This is a genomic window from Kitasatospora sp. NPDC057595 (genome assembly GCF_042800875.1).
Classification (GTDB): Bacteria; Actinomycetota; Actinomycetes; order Streptomycetales; family Streptomycetaceae; genus Kitasatospora.
Map to the genome: position 1 here is coordinate 191,314 of NZ_JBHVGL010000016.1, position 23,067 is coordinate 214,380.

1 protein-coding gene is annotated in these 23,067 nt (G+C 75.5%); it reads right to left on the reverse strand.

Going from position 1 to position 23,067, the window contains the following annotated elements; genetic code table 11:
• Positions 1-45 precede the first annotated feature (45 nt).
• Positions 46-23,034, reverse strand: a complete 22,989-nt coding sequence (locus ACFU9E_RS23870) for a type I polyketide synthase (protein ID WP_380715326.1) — start codon at positions 23,032-23,034, stop codon at positions 46-48.
• Positions 23,035-23,067: the final 33 nt, after the last annotated feature.

Here is a 23,067-nt window from a genome sequence, read left to right on the forward strand (position 1 = left end):
AGATTCGTTGTGGGGAAAGGGAGTTGTCCGCCAACTCTCCGGGGGTCAGGAGATGCCGAACTCCTTGCCGATGAAGTCGTACATCTCGTCGTCGGTCGCTCCGCCGAGCTCGTCGGCGATTCCGGTCCGCTCCGCCGGGGCGGCGTCCGCCCACAGCGCCGCGAGCGCCCGCAGCCGCGAGGCGACGGCCGTCCGGCCTTCGTCGTCCGGTGCCACCGTGCGCAACGTCGCCTCCAGGTCGTCCAGTTCGGCGAGCAGCGCACCGACCCCGGGCACCGCCGGCGCGGTCTCGGCGCGCAGGTACTCGGCGAGCTCGTTGGGCGTCGGGTAGTCGAAGATCAGCGTGGGCGGCAGCCGCAGTCCGCTCGCCGTGGCGAGGCGGTTGCGCAGGTCGACCGCGGTCAGCGAGTCGAACCCGAGTTCGCGCAACTGCCGCTCGGGACGCACCGCCTGGGGCGAGGCGAGCCCGAGGACGGACGCCACGTGCTCGCAGACCACGTCCAGCAGCAGCTTCTGCTGCTCGGCCTCGCCCAGGCCGGTCAGCCGGGCCGACAGCGTCACCGCCGCGTCCGGCGTCGCGCTCGCGGCCGCCCGCCGGGCCGGCGTCCGCACCAGCCCCCGCAGCAGCGCGGGCAGCGAGCCGTCCGCGGCCTGGGCCCGCAGGCCCGCGGGGTCCAGCCGCAGCGGCACGACGGTCGTCCCGACCCGGCCGGAGGCGGCGGCGTCGAAGAGCGCCAGGCCTTCCTCGGTGGCGAGCGGCAGCACTCCACCGCGGGCCATCCTGGCGTGGTCCGCCGCCGTCATCCGACCGGTGATCCCACTGCCTTCGGCCCACAGGCCCCAGGCCAGCGACACCGCGGGCAGCCCGGCCGCCCGCCGCTGCAGCGCGAGCGCGTCCAGGAACGCGTTCGCCGCCGCGTAGTTGCCCTGCCCCGCACTGCCGAACACACCGGCGGCGGAGGAGAAGAGGACGAACGCCGACAGCTCCAAGTCCCGCGTCAACTCGTCCAGATGCAGCGCCGCATCCACCTTCGGACCGAACACCCGGTCGACCCGCTCCGACGACAACGACTCGACCAGCCCGTCGTCCGTCACACCCGCCGCATGCACGACCCCCGTCAGCGGATGCTCCGCCGGGACGGCCGCCAGCAGGCCGGCCAGCGCGTCACGATCCGCCACGTCGCAGGCCTCGACAGCGACCTCGGCACCCGCCGCCGTCAACTCCCCGACCAAGTCGGCCATGCCCTCGGCACCCGCACCCGAACGGCTCACCAGCAACAGCCGACGCACACCCCGCTCGGCCACCAGATGCCGCGCCACCACACGCCCCAACGCGCCCGACGCGCCCGTCACCAGCACCGTGCCACCCTCGACGAAGGGGACGGCGGGATCCTCGTCCGTCGTGCCGATCCTTGCGAGCCGGGGCACCAGCACCTGGCCGTCGCGCACCGCGACCTGCTCCTCGCCCGCGTCGAGCAGTGCGGGCAGGGCGCGCACCGAGTCCGCGTCCCGGTCCAGGTCGACCAGGAGGAAGCGGCCCGGGTGTTCCGACTGCGCGGAGCGCACCAGGCCCCGGACGGCGGCCTGGGCCGGGTCGACCTCCTTGTCGCCGTCCCGCGCGACCACGGCGTTGCCGGTCAGCACCACGAGCCGGGAGTCGGTGAGCCGCTCGTCGGACACCCACCGCTGCAACAGCTCCAGCATCCGGTGGACGCTGCGGTGCACGTGCTCGGCGGGGTGGTCGCTGTCGGCCTTGCCGCCCGCGGCGGCCAGGACCACCTCGGGCGCCCGGCCACCGCTCTCCAGCCGCCGCAGCACGGCGGGCAGGTCCGGGTGGAAGTCGGCGCGTGCTCCGGTCTCCTCGACGGCGGCGCGCAGGCCGTCGTCCTCTCCGATGACGGCCCACGACTCGCCCATCGACCGCCACTCGACGGGCAGCACCGTCCAGTCGACGCGGTGGAGCGAGTCCGGCCGGCCACTGCGGGCAGCGCTCAACTCCTCGCCGGAGAAGGGGCGCAGGACTAGGGATTCGACCGAGGCGACGGGGCGGCCGGTGGCGTCGGCGACCAGCAGCGAGACGGCGTCCTGCCCGGCCGGGGCCAGCCGCACGCGCAGCGCGTGTGCGCCGGTCGCCGCCAGCCGCACCCCGCTCCAGGAGAACGGGATCCGCCCCTGACCGGTGTCGGGCAGCAACCCGCCCAAGCCGACCGCGTGCAGGGCCGCGTCCAGCAGCGCCGGGTGGACACCGAAGCCGCCGGCCTCCGTGCCCTCCGGCAGCACGACCTCGGCGAACACCTCCTCCCCGCGCCGCCACACCTTGCGCAGCCCCCGGAACACCGGGCCGTAGTCCAAGCCCAGTTCGGCGAGGCGGTCGTAGCAGCCCTCGGTCGCCACGGCCTCCGCCGCACTCGGCGGCCACTCCACGAGGTCGAACGCCTCGCCCCGCCCCGGTGCGACCGCTCCGGTCGCGTGGCAGATCCACGGTTCGGCGCCATCGCCCGCCTCCGCCCGCGCGTACACGCTCACCGCGCGGCGGCCGGACTCGTCGGCGCCGCCGACCGTGATCTGCAGCTGCACCGCGCCCCGCTCGGGAAGGACCAGCGGCGCCCGGAGGGTCAGCTCCTCCAGCAGGTCGCAGCCCACCTCGTCACCCGCCCGCAGCACCAGGTCCACCAGCGCCGTCCCGGGCAGCAGGACCGCGCCCGTCACGACGTGGTCCGCCAGCCACGGCTGCGCCGCCAGCGACAACCGGCCGGTCAGCAGCGCGCCCTCACCGCCTGCGAGCGCCACAGCCGCTCCCAGCAAGGGGTGCTCGGCCGCTGTCAGACCCGCCGCCGTGATGTCACCCGCCGGCCGGCCCGACTCCAACCAGTACCGCTCGTGCTGGAAGGCGTAGGTCGGCAGGTCCACGCGCCGGGCGCCGGTGCCGCTGAACACGGCGTCCCAATCGAGGGTGATGCCGTGGGTGTGGAGCCGGGCGAGGGCGGTGGTGAAGGACTCGGCCTCGGCGCGGTCGCCGCGCAGGGTGGGGACGGCGACGGTCTCGGCCAGGCTCTCCTGGACCATCGAGGTCAGGCCGCCGGGGCCGACCTCCAGGAACGCCGTCACACCCTTGGCCGCGAGCGTCTGGACGGCGTCCGCGAACCGGACCGCCTGGCGGATGTGCCGCACCCAGTACTCCGGGTCGGCCAACTCCTCGGCGGTGACGAGCTGCCCGGTGAGCGTCGAGACGATCGGGCGGGTCGGCTCGGCGAACGTGACGCGCTCGGCGACCTCGCGGAAGCCCGCCAGCATCGGTTCCATCAGCGGCGAGTGGAACGCGTGCGAAACCGCGAGCCGCTTCGTCCGCCGACCGTCGGCCGCCAGCAGCTCGACGACCTCCGCCACCGCGTCCTCGGCGCCCGAAAGCACTACCGAGGCAGGGCCGTTGACGGCCGCGATACCGATCACATCCTCGCGGCCTTCCAGCAGCGGCGCCACCTCGTGCTCAGCGGCCTGCACCGCCACCATCGCGCCGCCGGGCGGCAGTTCCTGCATCAACCGGCCGCGTTCCACCACCAGTTCAGCGGCGTCGGCCAGCGAAAGGACGCCGGCCACGTGGGCGGCGGCGAACTCGCCGATCGAGTGCCCGGCCAGGAAGTCCGCCCGCACACCCCACGACTCCACCAGCCGGAACAGCGCCACCTCCACCGCGAACAACGCCGGCTGCGTGAACTCCGTCCGCCCCAGCAGCTCCACGTCCTCGCCGAACACCACGCCATGAAGCGGCCGTTCAAGGTGAACGTCCAAGGCTGCACACACCTCGTCGAAGGCCTCCGCGAACACCGGGAACGCAGCGTACAGCTCACGCCCCATCCCCAGCCGCTGACTCCCCTGCCCCGAGAAGAGAACCGCGAGCCCGGCGTCCGGCGAGGCAGAGCCCCGCGCCGACCCGACGGGCTGCCGGTCCTCGGCTGTCGCGGCCACGGCCTGGAGCAGTTCCTCCCGGTCCCGGCCCACCACCACCGCACGGTGCTCCAGCGCGGCGCGCGAGGTGGCCAGCGAGTAGCCGAGGTCCACCGGGTCGAGCTCCGGGTACTCGGTGACAAACGCGGCCAGGCGTCGCGCCTGCGCCCGCAGCGCGGGCTCGTCCTTGGCGAACAGTGTCCATGGCACGACGGCCCCGTCGCGCACCGGCGCACTCGGCGGCCGGTCGTCGGTGACCGCCGCCGGGGGCTGCTCCAGCACGACGTGCGCATTGGTGCCGCTGACCCCGAACGAGGAGACGCCGGCCCGGCGCGGACGATCACCGGAAGGCCACTCCACCGGATCGGTCAGCAACCGCACCGCGCCCGCCGACCAGTCCACGTGCGGCGAGGGCTCATCGACGTGCAGCGTGCGGGGCAGCACCCCGTGCCGCATCGCCATCACCATCTTGATCACACCCGCCACACCCGCCGCGGCCTGCGTGTGACCGATGTTCGACTTGATCGACCCGAGCCACAGCGGCCGTTCGCGGTCCTGCCCGTACGTGGCCAGCAGCGCCTGGGCCTCGATCGGATCGCCCAGCGTCGTCCCGGTCCCGTGCGCCTCCACCACGTCCACGTCCGCCGCCGACAGCCCCGCACTCGCCAGCGCCTGCCGGATCACCCGCTGCTGGGACGGCCCGTTCGGCGCCGTAAGCCCGTTCGACGCACCGTCCTGGTTCACCGCCGAACCCCGCACCACCGCCAGCACCGGATGCCCGTTGCGCTCCGCGTCCGACAGCCGCTCGACCAGCAGCATGCCGACACCCTCGGCCCACCCAGTACCGTCCGCCCCGGCGCCGAACGCCTTGCAGCGGCCGTCCGCCGACAACCCGCGCTGCCGGCTGAACTCGATGAAGGTGTTCGGTGTCGCCATCACGGTGACACCGCCGACCAGCGCCAGCGAGCACTCATCGGAGCGCAGCGCCTGCGCCGCCAGGTGCAGCGCCACCAGCGACGAGGAGCACGCCGTGTCCACCGTCACCGCCGGCCCCTCCAGGCCGAAGGTGTAGGCCACCCGGCCGGACGCCACGCTGCCGGAGGTCCCCATACCGAGGTGGCCTTCGAGGCCGTCCGGCACCTTCGCGAGCTGCGACGCGTAGTCGTGGTACATGACGCCGGCGAAGACGCCGGTCCGCGAGCCCTTCACCGAGGTCGGGTCGATGCCCGCCCGCTCGAACGCCTCCCAGGACGTCTCCAGCAGCAACCGCTGCTGCGGGTCCATCGCCAGCGCCTCACGCGGCGAGATCCCGAAGAACGACGGATCGAACTCCCCAGCCCCGTACAGGAATCCACCCTCACGCGTGTAACTCGTACCGGCATGCTCCGGATCCGGGTGGTACAGCCCCTCCAGATCCCAGCCACGGTCCGCCGGGAACCCCCCGATCGCGTCACCACCCTCAGCCACCAACCGCCACAACTCCTCCGGCGAGGCGACCCCGCCCGGGTAGCGGCAGCTCATACCGACGATCGCGATCGCCTCACCGTCCACCGACGGCAGAGCAGGACCGGAAACCTCCCGCTCGGCCCCCGACGCGCCCACCAACTCGGCCAGCAGGTACCGCGCCAACGCCTCCGGCGTCGGATGGTCGAACACCAGCGTCGCCGGCAACCGCACCCCACAGACCGCGTTCAACGCGTTCCGCAGCTCCACCGCCGTCAGCGAGTCGAAGCCCAGCTCCCTGAACTGGCGGTCCACCGCGACGGTGGCCGCCGACTCGTGCCCCAGGACCGTGGCCGCCTGCTCGCGCACCAGGGCCTGGACGATGTCGAGCTGCTCGGCGGCGGGGCGGCCCGCCAGTCGCCGGGCCAACGTCGAACCGGTCGCCGTCGTGGCGGAGCCGTCGAGCGTGCGCCGCAGCGGGGTGCGCACCAGGCCGCTGAGCAGCGCCGGCAGTGCCCCGGAGCGGGCCTGGGCGGCCAGCGTGGCGGTCTCCAGCCGGATGGGCACGACCACCGGATCCGCACTGCGAAGAGCAGCGTCGAAGAGCGCCAGGCCGTCCTCGGTCTCGATCGCGGCCATCCCGGAGCGGGAGATCCGGCGCCGGTCCACCTCGCTCAGCTCGCCGCTGAGCGCACTGTCCTGGGCCCACAGGCCCCAGGCCAGCGACACCGCGGGCAGCCCGGCCGCCCGGCGTCGCCGCGCGAGCGCGTCCAGGAAGACGTTCGCCGCCGCGTAGTTGCCCTGCCCCGCACTTCCCAGCACACCGGCGGCGGAGGAGAAGAGGACGAACGCCGACAGCTCCAGGCCTCGCGTCAGCTCATCCAGATGCAGCGCCGCATCCACCTTCGGACGGAACACCCGGTCGATCCGCTCCGCCGACAAGGACTCGATCAGCCCGTCGTCGGTCACACCGGCCGCGTGCACGACCCCCGTCAGCGGGTGCTCCGCCGGGACGGCCGCCAGCAGCGCGGCCAGCGCGTCACGGTCCGCCACGTCGCAGGCCGCCGTGACCGCCTCCGCGCCCAGAGCGGCGAGTTCGGCCTCGAACTCCGCCGCACCCGGCGCCAGCTCCCCGCGGCGGCTCACCAGCAGCAGCCGACGCACGCCGTGCCCGGCGACCAGATGCCGCGCCACCAGACGCCCCAGCGTGCCCGAGGCGCCCGTCACCAGCACCGTGCCACCCTCGGCCAAGGGAACAGCAGCGCTCTCAACGGCAGCCACCCTCGTCAGACGCGGCACCAGCACCCGGCCACCACGCACCGCGACCTGCGGCTCACCCGACGCCACGGCCGCCGACACCGCCACCCCGACGTCCCCGGCCCCCGGTTCCACATCCACCAGCACGAACCGGCCCGGATGCTCCGACTGCGCCGACCGCACCAGACCCCACACCGCCGCCTGACCCGCATCAACAGCACCCTCCCCGGCCCCGCCACGGGTCACCACGACCAACCGCGAACCCTCGAAGCGCTCCTCTCCCAACCACTCCTTCAACAGCTCCAACACGCCGCCGACAACCGCACGCACACCCTCGGGGCCTGCCCCCGACGGCGGGCACACCACCGCCAGACGCCCGGGCACCTCCGCATCGGCCCCCGGAGCCTCCAGACCCTCACGGACCTCCACCTCGACAACCTCACCCGCCGCCACCGACCCCGGCACCCACTCCACCCGGTAGAGCGAGCCCGCCACCGCCGATCCGGCGGCCGCGAGCTGCTCGCCCGTCACCGACCGCAGGCCCAGCGCCTCCACCGAGGCCACCGGCCGGCCTTCGCCGTCCGCGATCGACAGCGACACGCCGTGCGCTCCGGAAGCGGAGCCGGTCACCGGGGCCAGCCGGACCCGCAACGCGGTCGCGCCCGTGGCGGACACGCCCACCCCGCTCCACGAGAACGGCAGCCGCCCCTCGGGGCCGTCGGCGAGGAACCCACCCAGGCCCATCGCGTGCAGGGCGGAGTCGAGCAGGGCCGGGTGCAGGGCGAAGCCGGCCACCGGGACGTCCTCGGGCAGCGCGACCTCGGCCAGGAGCGCCGACCCGTGCCGCCACACGGCACGCAGGCCCCGGAACACCGGGCCGTAGCCGAAGCCGGCCTCCTCCAGTCGCTCGTAGCAGCCGTCGATGTCCACCGCCGTCGCACCGGCGGGCGGCCAGACGGCCGCGTCGACGGTGTCCGGCGAGACCGCGTCCACGGCCCGCGCGAGGAGGCCGGTGGCGTGGCTGGTCCACGGGGCATCCGCCGCCGCGCCGTCCTCGGAGCGCGAGTGGATCTCCAGTGCCCGCCGCCCGGTCGCGTCGGCGGCTCCGACGGTCACCCGCAGCTGCACCGCGTCCCGCGCGGGGAGCACCAGCGGTGCGGCGAGGGTCAGTTCGTCCACCCGGTCGCACCCGGCCTCGTCGCCGGCCCGGACGGCCATCTCCAGGAAGGCCGTGCCGGGCAGCAGGGTCACACCGGACACGGCGTGGTCGGCCAGCCAGGGGTGGGTGGGGAGCGACAGACGGCCGGTGAGCAGAACGCCGCCGTCGGGCAGGCTCACCGCCGCACCCAGCAGGGCGTGCTCGGCGGCGGCCAGGCCGACGGAGGTCACGTCCCCGGCGGTCGCGGGCGCCTCCAGCCAGTAGTGGCGGCGCTGGAAGGCATAGGTCGGCAGGTCGACGCGTCGGGCGCCGCGACCGGCAAAGACGGCGTCCCAGTCGAGGGTGATGCCGTGGGTGTGGAGCTGGGCCAGGGCGGTGGTGAAGGCCTCGGCCTCGGCGCGGTCGGCGCGCAGAGCCGGGACGGCGACGGCGTCCGCCGACGTCTCCTGAACCATCGAGGTCAGACCGCCCGGGCCGACCTCCAGGAACGCCGTCACACCGTTCGAGGCGAGCGTCTGGACGGCGTCCGCGAACCGGACCGCGTGCCGGACGTGCCACACCCAGTACTCCGGGTCCGCCAACTCCTCGGCGGTGACCACCTGTCCGGTGAGGGTCGAGACGATCGGGCGGGTCGGCTCGGCGAACGTGACGCGCTCGGCGACCCCACGGAAGCGGGCGAGCATCGGTTCCATCAGCGGCGAGTGGAACGCGTGCGAGACGGTGAGCCGCTTCGTCCGCCGGCCGTCGGCCGCCAGCAGCTCGACGACCTCCGCCACGGCCTCCTCCGTGCCCGAAAGCACCACCGACGTAGGCCCGTTCACGGCCGCGATGCCCACCAGGTCCGCACGGCCTTCCAGCAGCGGCACCACCTCGTCCTCCGAGGCCCGCACCGCCACCATCGCACCCCCCGACGGCAGCTCCTGCATCAACCGGCCACGCGCCACCACCAGTTCGGCGGCGTCCGCCAACGAGAGGGCGCCCGCGACGTGCGCGGCGGCGAACTCGCCGATCGAGTGACCGGCCAGGAAGTCCGCCCGCACGCCCCACGACTCGACGAGCCGGAACAGCGCGACTTCGATCGCGAACAACGCCGGCTGGGTGAACTCGGTCCGGTTGAGACGTTCCGTATCCTCGCCGAACACCACGTCACGCAACGGCCGTTCGAGGTGGACGTCGACCGCGGCGCAGACCTCGTCGAAGGCCTCCGCGAACACCGGGAACGACGCGTGCAGCTCACGCCCCATCCCCAGCCGCTGGCTCCCCTGCCCCGAGAAGAGCAACGCCAGCCGGCCGCCCGAGGCCCCTGCCTCGCCTGTCACGAGGCCGGCGGCCGACGGCCGGTCCTCCGCCACCGCCGACAGGCCCTGCAGCAGTTCCTCCCGGTCCCGACCCACCACCACCGCGCGGTGCGTCAGCGCGGCGCGCGAGGTGGCCAGCGACCGGCCGACCTCGGCGAGTCCCAGCTCCGGACGCTCGGCGAGGTGTGCGAGCAGGTGCTCGGCCTGGCCCCGCAGCGCGGCCGGATCCTTCGCCGACAGCGGCCAGGCGACGGCGAGATCCGACGCCGGCTCGTCCTCCGGCCGCTGGTCGACGACCGCCGCCGGGGGCTGCTCCAGCACGATGTGCGCGTTGGTGCCGCTGACCCCGAACGAGGAGACCCCGGCCCGGCGCGGACGATCGCCGGAAGGCCACTCCACCGGCTCCGACAGCAACCGCACCGCGCCCGCCGACCAGTCCACGTGCGGCGAGGGCTCATCGACGTGCAGGGTCTTCGGCAGCACCCCGTGCTGCATCGCCATCACCATCTTGATCACACCCGCCACACCCGCCGCGGCCTGGGTGTGACCGATGTTCGACTTCAACGACCCGAGCCACAGCGGCCGTTCGCGGCCCTGCCCGTACGTCGCCAGCAGCGCCTGCGCCTCGATCGGATCGCCCAGCGTCGTCCCGGTCCCGTGCGCCTCCACCACGTCCACGTCCGCCGCCGACAGCCCCGCGTTCGCCAGCGCCTGGCGGATCACCCGCTGCTGCGACGGCCCGTTCGGCGCCGTCAGCCCGTTCGACGCACCGTCCTGGTTCACCGCCGAACCCCGCACCACCGCCAGCACCGGATGCCCGTTGCGGCGCGCGTCCGACAGCCGCTCGACCAGCAGCATGCCGACACCCTCGGCCCACCCGGTACCGTCCGCCCCGGCGCCGAACGCCTTGCAGCGGCCGTCGACCGACAACCCGCGCTGCCGGCTGAACTCCACGAAGATGCTCGGCGTGGCCATCACGGTGACACCGCCGACCAGCGCCAGCGAGCACTCATCGGAGCGCAGCGCCTGCGCCGCCAGGTGCAGCGCCACCAGCGACGAGGAGCACGCCGTGTCCACCGTCACCGCCGGCCCCTCCAGGCCGAAGGTGTAGGCCACCCGGCCGGAGGCGATGCTCCCCGCGCTGCCGTTGACCAGGTACCCCTCGAAGCCTTCGGGTGCGACGGGCAGGCGTGAGCCGTAGTCGTGGTACATGACGCCGGCGAAGACGCCGGTCCGCGAGCCCTTCACCGAGGTCGGGTCGATGCCCGCCCGCTCGAACGCCTCCCAGGACGTCTCCAGCAGCAACCGCTGCTGCGGGTCCATCGCCAGCGCCTCACGCGGCGAGATCCCGAAGAACGACGGATCGAACTCCCCGGCCCCATAGAGGAATCCACCCTCACGCGTGTAACTCGTACCGGCATGCTCCGGATCCGGGTGGTACAGCCCCTCCAGATCCCAGCCACGGTCCGCCGGGAACCCCCCGATCGCGTCACCACCCTCAGCCACCAACCGCCACAACTCCTCCGGCGAGGCGACCCCGCCCGGGTAGCGGCAGCTCATACCGACGATCGCGATCGCCTCACCGTCCACCGACGCCAGAGCGGAACCGGAAACCTCCCGCTCGCCCGCCGACGCGCCCACCAACTCGGCCAGCAGGTACCGCGCCAACGCCCCCGGCGTCGGATGATCGAACACCAGCGTCGCCGGCAACCGCACCCCACAGACCGCGTTCAACGCGTTCCGCAGCTCCACCGCCGTCAGCGAGTCGAAGCCCAGGTCCTTGAAGGCGCGTTCGGGATCGACCTGCTCCGGGGAGGCGTGGCCGAGCGCGGTCGCGATCTGCAGCCGGACCAGATCCAGCAGGACGCGCAGCCGCTCGGCCTCGGCCAGCGGGGCCAGGCGGCCGGCCAGCGTGCCGGAGTCGCCCACGGCCGGGGCGTCGACGGCCCTGCTCCGCCGGCCGCCGGCCCTGACCAGCCCGCGCAGCAGGGCCGGGACCTCCCCGTCCGCCGCCCTGACGCGCAGCCCGGCGGTGTCCAGCCGCACCGGGAAGAGCACATCGCCGTCGGTCGCGCACGCGGCGTCGAACAGGGCGAGCGCGTCGGCGGAGTCCATCGCGGCCAGGCCCATCCGCCGGATCCGGGCGAGGTCGGCGGTGGCGAGCTTGCCGGTCATGCCGCTGCCCTCGGCCCACAGGCCCCAGGCCAGCGAGACGCCCGGCAGTCCGGCCGCCCGGCGTCGCTGCGCGAGCGCGTCCAGGAAGGCGTTCGCCGCCGCGTAGTTGCCCTGCCCGGCGCCGCCGAGCGTGGCGGAGACCGAGCTGAACAGCACGAACGCGGACAGGTCCAGGTGCCGGGTCAGCGCGTGGAGGTTGAGCGCCGCCGCCACCTTGGGGCGCAGCACCCGGTCCATCCGTTCGGGTGTGAGGGCGGAGACGACGCCGTCGTCCGTCACGCCGGCCGCGTGCACCACGGCCGACAGCGGGCGGTCGGCGGGGACGGTCGCGAGCAGTGCGGCGAGCGCGTCGCGGTCCGCCACGTCGCAGGCGGCGGTGACGGGCTCGGCGCCGAGGGCCGCGAGCTCCGCCTCGAACTGTTCCGCTCCCTCGGCCGCGAGTCCGCGCCGGCCCACCAGCAGGAGGTGCCGGACGCCGCGCTCGGTGACCAGGTGGCGCGCCACCAGGCGGCCGAGCGTTCCGGTCGCGCCGGTGATCAGTACGGTGCCGTCGGCCCGGAATGCCCGGCCGGTGTCCGGTCCCGGGTCGGCGGTCTTCGCCAGGCGGGGCAGCAGGAGGCCGCCGGCCCGCACGGCGAGCTGCGGCTCACCGCTGCCCAGCGCGGCGGGCAGCGCCTCGGCCGCTTCGGTGTCCCGGTCCAGGTCGACCAGCACGAACCGGTCCGGGTGTTCCGACTGGGTCGAGCGCAGCAGGCCCCAGACGGCGGCCTCGGCCGGGTCGAGCGTGTCGGGTGCGCCGTCGGGTGCGGTGGCGTGACGGGTCACCACCACCAGACGGGCGGCGCTGAACCGTTCGTCGGCGAGCCAGCTCTGCACGAGCCGCAGCGTGCGGTGGGCGGCCGCGCGGACGGCGTCGGCCAGGTCTGCGACGTCCGGCAGTTCGGTCGTGTCGGGCGCCGCAGAGACGACCGCCACGTAGGCGGGCACCGGCGCTCCGCCGTCGACGGCCCGCGCGAGCGCGGACAGCTCGGCCTCGGCGGTGGAGGCCTCCAGCGTCAGGACCGCCGACGCGGGGACCGCCTCGCTCGGCGGCGCGCTCACCCAGTCGAGCCGGAACAGCGCGTCCTGGCGGGCCCCGGCCGCAGCACGCAGCTGCTCGGCGTCGACCGGGCGCAGGACCAGGCGGCCGACCGTGGCGACCGGCAGGCCCGCGCCGTCGGCGACGAGCACCGACACCGTGTCCGGTCCGGCCGGGGTCAGCTTGATGCGGAGGACGGCGGCGCCGCCGGCCCGCAGGTCCACCTCGCCCCAGGAGAACGGCAGCAGGCCCTGTCCGGTCTCGGTGCCGGAGAGCAGGCCGAGCCAGGAGGCGTGCAGCGCGGAGTCGAGCAGGGCGGGGTGAAGGCCGAAGGCGCCCGCCTGCGCGGCGGCCACGGCGGGCAGGGCGGCCTCGGCGAACAGGTGCTCGCCCTGCCGCCAGGCCCCGCGCAGGCCGCGGAACACCGGGCCGTAGCCGAAGCCCAGCTCGGCCAGCCGGTCGTAGAGGTCGCCGGTGTCGACCGGGGTGGCACCCGGGGGCGGCCAGGCGCTCAGGTCGAACGGTTCGGCCGGCGCGGGCCCGCTCGCGAGCGTCCCGGCGGCGTGGCGGGTCCACTCCTGCTCGTCGAGCCGGTCCTCCGGCCGGGAGTGCAGGTCGAGGGAGCGTCGCCCGTCGTGGTCCTCGGGGCCGACGGTGAGCCGCAGCTGGACGCCGCCGTGTTCCGGCAGCACCAGCGGGGCCTCCAGGGTGAACTCCTCGACCCGCTCGTGGCCGACCTGCCGGCCCGCGCGGACGGCGAGTTCGACGAAGGCCGTGCCGGGGACCAGCACCACGCCGGAGACGGCGTGGTCGGTCAGCCAGGGGTGGGTGGCCTGCGAGAGCCGGCCGGTCAGTACCGTGGTGCCGTCCGGAAGGCCCACCACGGCTCCCAGCATGGGGTGTTCGGCCTCGGCCTGGCCGATCGCGGTCGCGTCGGCGGCCGTCGGCATCCGGAGCCAGTAGTGCCGGCGCTGGAAGGCGTAGGTCGGCAGGTCGACGCGTCGGGCGCCGCGGTCGGCGAGGACCGCGTTCCAGTCGAGGGCGACACCGTTGGCGTACAGGTGGGCGAGGGCGGTGGTGAAGGCCTCGGCCTCGGCGTGGTCCCTGCGCAGGGCGGGCACCAGGACTGCGGGTCCGTCCGCCAGCGTCTCCCGGGCCATCGGGGTCAGCACGGCGGTGGGGCCGATCTCCAGGAAGGCCGTCGCGCCGTCGGCCGCCAGTGTCCCGACGGCGTCGGCGAACCGGACGGCGTGGCGGACGTGCCGCACCCAGTACTCGGGGTCGGCCAACTCCTCGGCGGTGGTGAACCTTCCGGTGAGCGTCGAGACGATCGGCAGGGCGGGCGCGGCGAAGGTCACGCGCTGCGCGACCGCGCGGAAGCCCGCCAGCATCGGCTCCATCAGCGGCGAGTGGAAGGCGTGCGAGACGGTGAGCCGCTTGGTGCGCCGGCCGTCGGCGGCGAGCAGGTCGACGACCTCCGCCACGGTCTCCTCGGCGCCGGAAATGACCACCGACGTGGGGCCGTTGACGGCGGCGATGCCCACCAGGTCCGCACGGCCTTCCAGCAGCGGCGCCACCTCGTCCTCCGAGGCCTGCACCGCCACCATCGCACCACCCGACGGCAGCTCCTGCATCAACCGGCCGCGCGCCACCACCAGTTCGGCGGCATCGGCCAGCGAGAAAACTCCCGCGACGTGCGCCGCGGCCAGCTCACCGATCGAGTGCCCGGCCAGGAAGTCCGCCCGCACACCCCACGACTCCACCAGCCGGAACAGCGCCACCTCCACCGCGAACAACGCCGGCTGCGTGAACTCGGTCCGGTTGAGCAGCTCCGCGTCCTCCCCGAACACCACCTCACGCAACGGCCGTTCGAGGTGAGCGTCCACGGCGGCGCAGACCTCGTCGAAGGTCTCCGCGAACACCGGGAAGGACGCGGACAGTTCACGCCCCATCCCCAGCCGCTGGCTCCCCTGCCCCGAGAAGAGCAGCGCCACCCGGGCGCCGTCCGGCCCGACCGCGCCGCGCAGCAGCTGCGGCGCCGGCCGCTCGTTCGCCAACGCGGCCAGCCCGGCCAGCAGTTCGTCCCGGTCCCGGCCCACGATCACCGCGCGCCGCTCCAGCGCGGCCCGGCCGGTGGAAAGCGAGAACGCCAGGTCGGCGAGGTCCAGCTCGGGGTGCTCGTCGAGGTGGGCGGCGAGCCGCCGGGCCTGGGACGGCAGGGCGTCGGTGTCCTTTCCGGACACCACCCAGGGCAGCGGGAGGTCCACCGGCTCCCGGGGCTCGTCGCCGTCGACCACGGCCGAGGCCGGAGCCGCTTCCAGGATGACGTGGGCGTTGGTCCCGCTGACCCCGAACGCCGACACGCCGGCCCGCAGAGGGCGGTCGCCGTCCGACGGGGACCACTCCACCGGCTCGGTCAGCAGCCGCACCGCGCCAGCCGACCAGTCCACGTGCGGGGTCGGCTCGTCCACGTGCAGGGTCTTCGGCAGCACCCCGTGCTGCAGGGCCAGCACCATCTTGATCACGCCGGCCACCCCGGCCGCCGCCTGGGTGTGACCGATGTTGGACTTCAACGACCCGAGCCACAGCGGCCGTTCGCGGTCCTTCCCGTACGTGGCCAGCAGCGCCTGCGCCTCGATCGGATCGCCCAGCGTGGTGCCGGTGCCGTGCGCCTCCACCGCGTCCACGTCCGCCGCCGACAGTCCCGCGTTCGCGAGTGCGGCACGGATCACCCGCTGCTGCGACGGCCCGTTCGGCGCCGTCAGACCGTTCGACGCACCGTCCTGGTTGATCGCCGAGCCCCGCACCACCGCCAGCACCGGATGCCCGTTGCGCTCGGCGTCCGACAGCCGCTCCAGCAGCAGCATGCCGACGCCCTCGCCCCAGCCGGTGCCGTCCGCCGCCGCCGCGAAGGCCTTGCAGCGGCCGTCGGCGGCCAGCCCGCGCTGCCGGCTGAACTCCACGAAGACGCCGGGGTCGGCCATCACGGTCGCGCCGCCGGCCAGCGCCAGCGAGCACTCACCCGAGCGCAGCGCCTGCACCGCCAGGTGCAGGGCCACCAGCGAGGCGGAGCAGGCGGTGTCCACCGTCACCGCCGGCCCCTCCAGGCCGAAGACGTAGGCCAGCCGGCCGGACATGACGCTGGCGGCGCGTCCGGTGAGCAGGTAGCCCTCGACACCCTCCGGGGTCCGGCCCGGGCCGGAGGCGTACTCCTGGCCGTTGGAGCCGACGAAGACGGCGGACGGCGTCCCCTTGAGCGTGGCCGGGTCGATTCCGGCCCGCTCGAAGGCCTCCCAGGAGGTCTCCAGCAGCAGCCGCTGCTGCGGGTCCATCGCCAGCGCCTCACGCGGCGAGATTCCGAAGAAGCCGGCGTCGAACTCGGCGGCGTCGTGCAGGAAGCCGCCCTCGCGGGCATAGGTGGTGCCGAGGTGTTCCGGGTCGGGGTGGTAGAGGGTGTCGAGGTCCCAGCCGCGGTCCTCCGGGAATCCGCCCAGCGCGTCGGTGCCGTCGGCCAGCAGCCGCCACAGCTGCTCGGGCGACTGGACCCCGCCGGGGAACCGGCAGCTCATCGCGACGATCGCGATCGGCTCCCCGTCGGCGCCCGGGGCCGCCGGGCGCGCCGCCCCGCTGCTCTCCGCCCGCTGCCCGCCGGCCTCGCCGTGCAGGTAGTCGGCCAGGGCGGCGGGGGTGGGGTGGTCGAAGACGACGGTGGTCGGCAGCCGCATGCCGGTCGCCGCGGACAGCCGGTTGCGCAGTTCGACGGCGGTCAGCGAGTCGAAGCCGACCTCGCGGAAGGCGCGCCCGGGCTGGACGGCGGACGGGCCGGCGTGGCCGAGCACGGTGGCGGCCTGGGCCCGCACCAGGTCCAGGACCGTACGCGCCCCTTCGGCCTCGGACAGGCCCGCCAGCCGCTGGGCGAGCCCCGGCCGGCCCGCGCCGCCCGCCGCCCCGGCGCCGCCGTCGGCGTCCGCCGCGGCCCGGCCGCCGTCCAGCAGCCGGCGCGCCTCGGGCAGGTCGTCCAGCAGCGGGTAGCGGCCGGTGACGGCGAAGGCCGCCACGAACCGGTCCCAGGCGATGTCGGCGAGGGTGACCGCGGTGTCGTCGTGCTCCATGGCGCGGCGCAGCGCCTCGATGCCGAGATCGGCCCGCATCGGGACGATGCCGCGCCGGCTGAGGTGCTGTTCGACGGCGCTGCCCATCATGCCGCCGGTGCCCCAGGAGCCCCAGGAGACGGCGGTGGCGCGCAGGCCCTGGGCGCGGCGGCGGTGGGCAAGCGCGTCCAGGAAGGCGTTGGCGGCGGCGTAGCCGCCCTGGCCGGCGTTGCCGACGACGCCGGCGACGGAGGAGAACAGGACGAAGAAGTCCAGGTCGCGGTCGGCGGTGAGCTCGTGCAGGTTGACGGCGGCGTCCACCTTGGGGCGCAGGACCCGCTCCAGGCGCTCGACGGTCAGCGCGTCGAGCACGCCGTCGTCCAGTACGCCGGCGGCGTGCACGATGCCGGTGAGGGGCGGAACCGCCAGGTCCCCGCGCTCCCCCGGCTCCCCGGCGAGCGAGTCGAGCAGTTCGCGCAGCTGCTCCCGGTCGGCGACGTCGCAGGCGACGATCGTGGTGCGGGTACCGACGGCCTCCAGTTCGGCCCGCAGTTCGGCGGCGCCCGGCGCGGCCTGACCGGCGCGGCTGGTCAGCACCAGGTGTTCGGCCCCCTCGTGCGCCAGCCAGCGGGCCACGTGGGCGCCGAGGGTGCCGGTGCCGCCGGTGAGCAGGACGGTGCCGCGCGGGCGCAGTCCGGCCCGGGCGGGGGCGGCGCTCGCGGCGGCCCTGACCAGGCGCCGGCCGAGCGCGGCGCCGTCGCGGACCGCCAGCTCGTCCTCGCCGCGCGACCCGCCCAGGGCACCGGTCAGCACGGCGAGCGCCCGGTCGTCCAGCTGCTCCGGCAGGTCGATCACCCCACCCCAGCGGTGCGGGTACTCGGCGCCCACCACCCGCCCGAGGCCCCACAGCTGGGCCTGCAGCGGGCTGCGGACCGGGTCGTCCGGTCCGGTGGAGACGGCGCCCGAGGTGAGGCACCAGAGCGGGGCGCCGAGGTCGGCGTCGCCGAGCGCCTGGACGAGGGCGACGGTCGCGGCGAGGCCGGCCGTCACCCGGTGGTCCGCCAGCTCGTGCTCCTCCTCCGCCAGCAGGCACAGCACTCCGGTGAAGCCGGTGGTGTCCAGCGCGCCCAGCCGGGCCGCCAGCTGCCCGCGGTCCTCGGTCGCCTCGACGGCCAGCAGGTGGCTGCGCGCGCCGTGCGCGGACAGCGCGCCGCGGATCGCGGTGAGCCGGGGCCGCTCGTCCGCGGACGCGGCGGCGACGACCAGCCAGTTCCCGGTCACCGCCGCCGGGGTGCGCGGCAGGCGCTGCCAGTCGATCCGGTAGCGCCAGCCGTCGACCGTGGCGGTCTCGTCGGCCTGCCGGCGCCAGGCGGCCAGGCCGCCGAGCAGGTCGGCGAGCGCGGCGTCGGCGTCCAGCGCCAGGGTGTCGGCCAGGGCCTGGAGGTCCTCGCTCTCGACGGCCTCCCAGAAGCGGGTCTCGGCCGCGTCGCGGACCGCCGGGGCCGCGCTGGCGGGCGCCTCGGGGTCCAGCCACAGACGCCGGCGCTGGAACGGGTAGGTGGGCAGGGCGGGAGTGCGGGCGGGACTGCCGGGGAAGACCGCCGGCCAGTCGACGTCCACCCCGCGGACGTGGGCCTCGCCCAGGGCCCGCAGGAAGCGGTCCGGGCCGCCCTGTCCACGGTTGAGCGAGCCCACCACCTCGACGGGCGTCCCGGCGGCCTCGGCGCTCTCCTGGACGCCGATGGCGAGCACCGGGTGCGGGCTGACCTCGACGAACACCTGGTGGCCGTCGTCCAGCAGCCGCCGGGTGGCGGGCTCGAACCGCACGGTGCGGCGCAGGTTGCGGTACCAGTAGGCGGCGTCCAGCAGCGCGCCCTCGACCGGCTCGCCGGTGACGGTGGAGTAGAACGGCACCTGCGGGGCGCGCGGCGTGATGCCCGCCAGGGCCTCGGCGAGTTCGTCCTCGATCGCCTCGACGTGGGCGCAGTGCGAGGCGTAGTCCACCGGCACCCGCCGGGCCCGTACGCCGTCGAGCTCGCAGCCGGCCATCAATTCGTCCAGCGCGTCCGCGTCGCCGGAGACCACGACCGAGCGGGGGCCGTTCAGGGCGGCGACGCCGATCCGCCCCTCCCAGCGGGCCAGCCGCTCGGTGACCTCCGGCAGCGACTGCGGCAGGGCCACCATGCCGCCGAGTCCGGCGAGCCGGCCCAGCACCTGGCTGCGCAGCGCGACGACCCGGGCCGCGTCGTCGAGGTCCAGGGCGCCCGCCACGCAGGCGGCGGCGATCTCGCCCTGGGAGTGGCCGACGACGGCCGAGGGCCGGACGCCGCAGGAGGTCCACAGCTCCGCCAGCGACACCATGACGGCCCACAGCACGGGCTGCACGACGGCGGCGGCCTCCAGCGTCGGCGCGCCCGGCGCGCCGCGCAGCACGTCCTCCAGCGACCAGTCCACGTACGGGGCGAGCGCCGTGGCGCAGGCGCGCATCCGCTCGCGGAAGACCGCCGAGCCGTCCAGCAGGTCGACCGCCATGCCGGCCCACTGCGAGCCCTGGCCGGGGAAGACGAAGACCACCCGCCGTCCCTCGACGGCCAGGCCCCGGGCGGTGTTCGGGGCGTCGCCGCCGTCGGCCAGCGCCCGCAGTCCGGCGGTCAGTTCGGCGTGTCCGGCGCCGACCACCACCGCGCGGTGCTCGAAGGCGGTGCGGGTGCGGGCCAGGGCGTGGCCGACCTCGTCGGGGCGCAGCCCGGGGTGGGCGTCGGCGAACGCGAGCAGGGCGCGGGCCTGGACGGCGAGCGCCTCGGGGCCGCGGGCGGACAGCAGCCACGGCACGGGCTGCGCCGCGCTCCGCGGGCCGTCCTCGGCCGAGGGCTCGTTGGGCTCGGCAAGCTCGGCAAGCTCGGCGGGCTCGTCCGGGTCGTCCGGGTCGTCCTGGTCGGCCTGGTCGGCCGGCGGTGCCTGTTCGAGGATGGCGTGGGCGTTGGTGCCGCTGATGCCGAACGAGGAGACGCCGGCCCGGCGCGGGCGGTCGAGGGAGGGCCAGTCGACCGGCTCGGCCAGCAGCCGCACCGCGCCCGACGCCCAGTCGATCCGGGTGGAGGGCTCGGCCGCGTGCAGGCTCTTCGGCAGGACTCCGTGCTGCAGCGCCAGGACCGTCTTGATGACGCCGGAGACGCCCGCCGCGGCCTGGGTGTGGCCGATGTTCGACTTGAGCGAGCCGAGCCACAGCGGCCGGTCCGCGGGCCGGTCCTGACCGTACGTCGCCAGCAACGCCTGCGCCTCGATCGGGTCGCCGAGCGTGGTGCCGGTGCCGTGCGCCTCCACCGCGTCGACGTCGGCCGGGGTGAGCCCGGCCCCGGCCAGGGCCTGGCGGATGACGCGCTGCTGGGCGCTGCCGCTGGGGGCGGTCAGCCCGTTGCTGGCGCCGTCCTGGTTGATCGCGGTGGCGCGCAGCACCGCCAGCACGGGGTGGCCGTTACGCCGGGCGTCGGACAGCCGCTCCAGCAGGACCATGCCGGTGCCCTCGGCGAGGCCGAAGCCGTCCGCCCGGTCCGAGAAGGCCTTGCAGCGGCCGTCGGGCGCGAGCGCCCGCTGACGGCTGAACTCCAGGAACATGCCCACCGTGGGCATGACGGTGGCGCCGCCGGCCAGTGCCAGCGAGCACTCGCCCGAGCGCAGCGACTGCGCGGCCAGGTGCAGTGCCACCAGGGAGGACGAGCAGGCGGTGTCCACCGTCACCGCCGGCCCCTCCAGGCCGAAGGAGTAGGCGAGGCGTCCGGAGGCGACGCTGGCGGTGCTGCCGGTCAGCAGGTAGCCGCCGAGCTCCTCGTCGGCCAGGTGCAGGCGCGGGCCGTAGTCCGGGGTCATGACGCCGACGAAGGTGCCGGTGCGGCTGCCGCGCAGGCTGCGCGGGACGATGCCGGCCCGCTCGAACGTCTCCCAGGCGGTCTCCAGCAGCAGGCGCTGCTGCGGTTCCATGGCCAGCGCCTCGCGCGGCGAGATGCCGAAGAACTCGGGGTCGAAGTCGGCGGCGTCGTGCAGGAAGCCGCCCTCGCGCTGGTAGTAGTGCCCGGCCAGGCCAGGCTCGGGGTCGTAGAGCGCGTCGACGTCCCAGCCGCGGTCGCGCGGGAGGGCGGAGGCGGTGTCCTCGCCGGCGCTGAGCACCCGCCACAGCTCTTCGGGCGTGTCGATCCCGCCGGGCAGGCGGCAGCTCATCGCGACGATCGCGATCGGCTCGTCCCAGGCGGCCACCGTCTCGTCGTCGGCCGTCCGCTCGCCCCGGCCGAGCGCCTCGGCCACCAGGCGGCGCGCCAGGGAGCCGGGGGTGGGGTGTTCGAAGACCACGGTGTGCGGGAGGGTCAGTCCGGTGGCCTCGCCCAGCCGGTTGCGCAGTTCGACGGCGCCGACCGAGTCGAGGCCGAGGTCGCGGAAGGTCCGGTCGACGCCGGCCCCGCCGGCGGCACGGCCGAGCAGCGCGGCGGTCACGGCGTGGACCAGGTCGGTGGCGACGCGCTCGTGCTCGCTCGCGGGCAGGGCGAGCAGCCGCTCGCGCAGGCCCGGGCGCCCGGCCGCCGGGGCGGGAGCGTCGCCGGGCCGGCGGAAGGCGTAGGTGGGCAGCGGGACGTGGCGCCGGGCCGGGGCGTCGAAGGCCGCCGTCCAGTCGACGTCCGCGCCCCGGACGTGGGCCTCGGCGAGCGCGGTGTGCAGGCGGCGCGGCCCGCCCTGGTCGCGGCGCAGCGAGCCGAGCGCGACGGCCGGGCTGTCGGCGAGGGTGGCGCTCTCCTGCATCGCCGCGGTCAGTGAGGGGTGCGGGCCGATCTCGATCAGCAGGTCGTGGCCGTCGGCGAGCAGCGCGGCGGTGGTCCGCTCGAAGCGGACGGGCCGGCGCAGCAGCGCGTACCAGTGGGCGGCGTCCGCCTCCCGGCCGTCGATGCGGGCGCCGTCCAGCGAGGAGTAGAGGGGGGTGTGGGCGGTGCGCGGGCGCAGGTCGGCCAGGCCGTCCAGCATCTGGTCGCGGAGCTCCTCGATGTGGGGTGAGTGCGCGGCGACGTCCACGGCTACCTGCCGGGCGCGCACGCCCTCGGCGTTCAGCTCGGCGAGCAGGTCGAGGGCGGCGCCGGTGTCGCCGGAGACCACCACGGAGGTGGGGCCGTTGTACGCGCTGACCACCAGGCGGCCGTCGTGCCGGGCCAGGCGGGGCGCCAGCTGCGCCTCGGACAGCGGCACCATGACCATCGCGCCGCGGCCCGCCAGCGTCGCCTCCGCGCGGCTCCAGACGGCGATCACCCGGGCCGCGTCGGGCAGCGTGAGCGCGCCCGCGAGGTGGGCGGCGGCCGGCTCGCCGAGGCTGTGCGCCGCGATGGCGTCGGGCCGCACTCCGCAGGCGCGCCAGGTCTCGGCGAGGGCGACCTGGAAGGTGAAGAGCGCGGGCTGGATGACGTCCACGCCCGCCAGGGGCCGCGCGCCGGGGGCGTCGCGCAGCACATCGAGCACGTCGAAGTCCAGGTGGGGGGCGAGGGCTTCCCGGCACGCCTCGGCGGCCTCGCGGAACGGGGCGCAGGTGTCGAGGAGTCCGGCGCCCATGCCGACCCACTGCGCGCCCTGGGGCGGCAGCACGAAGGCGGTCCGCGCCGGGCCGGCGGTGCCCCGGACCAGGTTGGCGGCGAGGTCGCCGTGTGCCGTGGCCGCCAGTCCGGCGAGCAGTTCAGCGCGGTCCTCGCCGAGGACGACGGCGCGGTGGGCGAACCGGTGGCGGGTGGTGGCGAGGGCGTGGGCCACGTCGGCCGGGCGCAGCTCGGGACGGGCCGTCAGGTGCTCGTGGAGGCGCTGTGCCTGGGCGCGCAGCGCCTCGGGGTCCGCCGCGGAGACGACCCAGGCCACCGGGGCCGGGGCGGCCGCGGGTTCGGTCTCGGTGGCCCCGATCTGGGTGGCCTCGGTCTCGGTGGCCCCGGTCTCGGTGGCGTCGGTCTCGGGCGTCACGAGGCGGCCGTCCCCGTGGAGCACCGCGTGGATCCGGTCGCCGTCGGCGAGCGCCCGGGCGAGCGGCTTGAGCAGGACGGCAGCGTGGCCGCCGGGTTCCGACGACCCGTCCGGCTCCTCCGCCCCGGGGAGCAGCGGGTCCGGGCCCGCGACGAGCGCGAGACCGCGCCCGCCGCCCCGCAGGCTCGCGCGGGCGGCGTCCACGGCCGCCCGCGCGGACCGTGTGACGGTGACGGCCGCGCCGCCGTCGGCCAAACGCAGCACGGTGCCCACCAGCTCGGCGAAGGCGAGGACAGAGGCGACGTCGGGGTCGGAGTCCGACACCTCGGACTCGTCCTTCACCGCCGGCGGCAGGGCGAGGAAGACACCGACGCCCTCGCCCGCCGCCGTCGCGGGGACGACACCGGCGTCCTCCAGGGCCTCCCAGAGCGGTTCCAGCAGCACGGCCCGGCCCGGGCCCGCCACCGCGGGCCCGGCGGACGGCAGGCCGAAGAACTCCGCATCGATCTCGCCCGACGGCCGCGCCGGGCGACGGGCCGCACCGATGACCGCGATCGCTTCCCCGGTCGCCGTTCCGAACGCGGGCACAACCGAATCGAACTCGCTCATTACCATGCTCCATCGACCTGATGAATGACAGCC